Consider the following 3,496-nt stretch of genomic DNA (forward strand, 5'->3'; position numbering starts at 1 on the left):
GGGGGGCCCCCCGCCCTGTTTTCGTTGTAGCTTGTGTGGCCGTCCCCCCCCAATATAAAAAAACAAACCCCCCGGGGGGGGGGGGGCGCGGGGGGCCCCCCCGGCCGTTGTTCCAAAAGCCCCGGAGCCGGGCCCTGGGGCCACACCTCTCGAGTTTGTGAGGCCAATGTATGAAGAGAAACGAGATTGCAAAACTGAATAGCGCCCAGGCGGCCACAAACCGGTTCGGGATCGGAATGCTCACGCCCACCCTGATAGTCCTGCTGGTCATGACGGCCTATCCCCTGATTTTCACATTTGTATACAGCTTTACCGACTACAACTACCTGAAGGGCACGGAGAACTCCTCTTTTGTGCTGTTCGATAACTACGTCTCCCTCTTTAAAAACGGATATTTTCAGCAGGCGGTGTGGAACACCATCAAGTTCACTATCCTGGCGGTGGTACTGGAGATGGCCCTCGGCCTTCTGATCGCAGTATTTGTCAACTCCCTCAAGCGAGGGCAGAAGATTATGCGGACGCTGCTGCTCCTGCCCTATCTGCTGCCCGCCGTCACGGTGGCCCTCAGCTGGCGGATGATGCTCTCCGCCAACTACGGCATCATCAACCAGTTCCTGAAGGGACTGGGCCTGCCGGTGTTCAACTGGTTCATGGACACAAAAACGGCCTTCGGCACGATCCTGCTGATCGACGTGTGGCAGAACGTCCCCTTTGTGTTTCTGCTGCTGTACGCCTCCCTCCAGTCCGTGTCGGAGAACCAGTATGAGGCCGCCCGCATCGACGGCGCCGGCTTCTTCCAGCAGTTCTGGTACATCACCCTGCCCAACATCAAGGGCAGCCTGGCCCTGTGCGCCCTGCTGCGGACCATCGACACCTTCCGCCTGTTCGAGAAGGTGAACGTCCTCACCGGCGGTGGCCCGGCGGGCACCACCACGACCATCACTCAGTTCTTGTATACATACGGTATCAAGTCTCTGGACTTCGGCTTCGGCAGCGCCGGCGCCATCGTGATGACATTGCTGGTGCTGATCCTGTCCAGCTTCTACATCAAGCGGGCCATGGGTTGAGCGCCTATGGAAGAACTGAAGCTGACATTCGTCAACGTGGGCTATGGGGAGGCCGCCCTGCTGGAATGTCCCGACCCGGCCTTCCCCGGCGGCACCTTTGTCATGGTGATCGACGGCGGCAGCGCCGAAGCAGAAGAGTACCGGGACAGCGCCACCGGCCGTATCCCCTTGGACCAGTACCTCTCCCTGCGGGGCGTGGACCACATCGACCTGATGGCAGCCACCCATGTCCATGAGGACCACCTGTGCGGCCTGCTGCCCGCGGCGGAGAAGCTGCCTCCCGCGGCCCTCTGGCAGACGCTGCCCCCGGAGTTTTGCCGCTCCATGCGGACGCTGGACATTCCGGCGGAGGGCCTGACGCCCTCCCGGAGCAAGTTTCTCCGGGCCCTGAACGACTACCGCCGCCTCTGCCTGGGGCAGAGCTGCCCGCGCCACCGGCCTCTGGCCGGAATGGAGCTCCGGCTGTGCCGGGATCTCTTGGTTCGGGTGCTGGGCCCCTCCCGTGCACAGGCGGAGAAGCTGGCGTCCTCGTGCCGGGCACTGTATGAGGAGGCGGACCCGTCCGCTTTCTGCCAGCGCCTGGACCAGCTGGACGCGGCTATGAACAATTACAGCCTGATCCTCCTGCTGGAGTACCGGGGGACCCGGATCCTACTCCCCGGCGACACCAACTACATGGGCTATGGAGGGCTGGACCCCGCCTCCCTGCGGGCCGACCTCTTCAAGGTGGGCCACCACGGCCAGCGGGACGGTATTTCTGCAGAACAGATCCAGGCCATCGCTCCCCGGGCGGTGGTGTGCTGCGCATCCAGCGACCGCCGCTACAACAGCGCCGATCCGGCCATCCTGCAGATGATGGCGGACAGCGGCGCACGGCTGTACTTTTCCGACTGCCCGCCCGGTCCGGACGGCGCAGTCCCGCCCCCCCATCAGGCCCTGACGTTCACAGTAGGCGCCGGCGGCGCAATGGAGGGCACATACCTGTCCATCCCGGATTGAGTCCCCGGTCAAATACGACATATCCGTCCGCTCCGGCACTCCACATTCTGCCGGGAGCGGGACGAAAAAAGGAGGAGAACCCCGCCTGGCTCGCGGTGCGGCAGTGTGGAGACCTGCCACAGAGGCGGACCGGCCCCGGCCGGCCGTGAGGGAACAGCTGCGGAGGCGCTGTTTCCAGAGCCTGATATCATGGCAGAAGTTATTCTGAAAAACATCAAGAAGGTCTATCCCCACCAGGAACCCGCCAAGAAGAAAAAGGGCTCTGAGGAGAAGAAGACGAACCTCCAGATTACGGATGAGGGCGTGCTGGCAGTGCAGGAGTTCAGCCTGAACATTGCGGACAAGGAGTTCATCGTGCTGGTAGGCCCCTCCGGCTGCGGCAAGTCCACTACCCTGCGGATGGTCGCCGGCCTGGAGGAGATCAGCGGCGGCGAACTGTATATCGACGGCAAGCTGATGAACGATGTGGCACCCAAGGACCGGGATATCGCCATGGTGTTCCAGAACTACGCTCTGTACCCCCACATGACTGTGCGGGAGAACATGGCCTTCCCCCTGAAGCTGAAGAAGTACCCCAAGGAGGAGATCCGCAAGCGGGTGGATCAGGCGGCGGAGGTTCTGGGCATCACGGAGTATCTGGACCGCAAGCCCAAGGCCCTCTCCGGCGGCCAGCGCCAGCGGGTGGCCATTGGCCGGGCCATCGTGCGGGAGCCCAAGGTCCTGCTGATGGACGAGCCGCTCTCCAACCTGGACGCCAAGCTGCGCAACCAGATGCGGGCGGAGATCATCAAGCTGCGCCAGCGGATCGACACCACGTTCATCTACGTGACCCACGACCAGACAGAGGCCATGACACTGGGCGACCGGATCGTCATCATGAAGGACGGCGTCATCCAGCAGATCGGCACGCCCCAGGAGGTGTTCGACCATCCCACGAACCTGTTCGTGGCGGGCTTTATCGGCACGCCCCAGATGAACTTCTTTGATGCGGAGCTGGTGAAGGAAGACGGCCGCTATGCGGTGGTTCTGGAGAACGCCCGGGTGGAACTCTCCGAAGCCAAGCAGGCGAACCTGGCCCGGAAGCAGGTCCAGCCCGGCCCCATCACGCTGGGCGTCCGGCCGGAGCACATTTCCCTGGCCGGGGATGCGTCCCAGGCGGTGCGGGGCACTGTGGACGTGGCGGAGATGATGGGCTCTGCGGTCCATCTCCACGTGGACGCCTGCGGGCGGGACACCATCGTCATCCTCCAGACCATGGATCTCCAGGGGGCGGGGCATCCGATTCCCGCCACCGGCAGCGCCCTGCCGTTCACCTTCGGCGGGAACGTGGCCCATGTCTTCGACCGGGAGACTGGCCGGAATTTGGAGGTCTGATCCGCCGCCCGTGCCGACTGGAAGGGCGGTGCTGAAAATGTGGATTTTGACCGAAC

At 63.2% G+C, this 3,496-nt stretch carries 3 protein-coding genes; all 3 read left to right on the forward strand.

All coding sequences use genetic code 11. The features are described 5' to 3' along the window. The first annotated feature begins 170 nt into the window (after window positions 1–170). Window positions 171–1,067, forward strand: a complete 897-nt coding sequence (locus QVE23_RS08625) for a carbohydrate ABC transporter permease (protein WP_287553608.1) — start codon at window positions 171–173, stop codon at window positions 1,065–1,067. A gap of 6 nt (window positions 1,068–1,073) precedes the next feature. Continuing rightward, window positions 1,074–2,066 carry a ComEC/Rec2 family competence protein gene (locus tag QVE23_RS08630; RefSeq protein ID WP_287967939.1) on the forward strand — a complete coding sequence of 331 codons (993 nt, stop codon included), beginning with the start codon at window positions 1,074–1,076 and terminating at the stop codon, window positions 2,064–2,066. 189 nt (window positions 2,067–2,255) lie between these two features. Beyond that, window positions 2,256–3,440 carry an ABC transporter ATP-binding protein gene (locus QVE23_RS08635; RefSeq protein ID WP_021750988.1) on the forward strand — a complete coding sequence of 395 codons (1,185 nt, stop codon included), beginning with the start codon at window positions 2,256–2,258 and terminating at the stop codon, window positions 3,438–3,440. Window positions 3,441–3,496: the final 56 nt, after the last annotated feature.

Source organism: Oscillibacter sp. KLE 1728, from assembly GCF_934833455.1.
Lineage (GTDB): Bacteria > Bacillota > Clostridia > Oscillospirales > Oscillospiraceae > Oscillibacter > Oscillibacter welbionis.

What these genes read in the sequence shown, in the direction of transcription:
- QVE23_RS08625 (WP_287553608.1), top strand. Translation starts at nt 171, where the DNA reads ATGAAGAGAAACGAGATTGCAAAACTGAATAGCGCCCAGGCGGCCACA.
- QVE23_RS08635 (WP_021750988.1), top strand. Translation starts at nt 2,256, where the DNA reads ATGGCAGAAGTTATTCTGAAAAACATCAAGAAGGTCTATCCCCACCAG.
- QVE23_RS08630 (WP_287967939.1), top strand. Translation starts at nt 1,074, where the DNA reads ATGGAAGAACTGAAGCTGACATTCGTCAACGTGGGCTATGGGGAGGCC.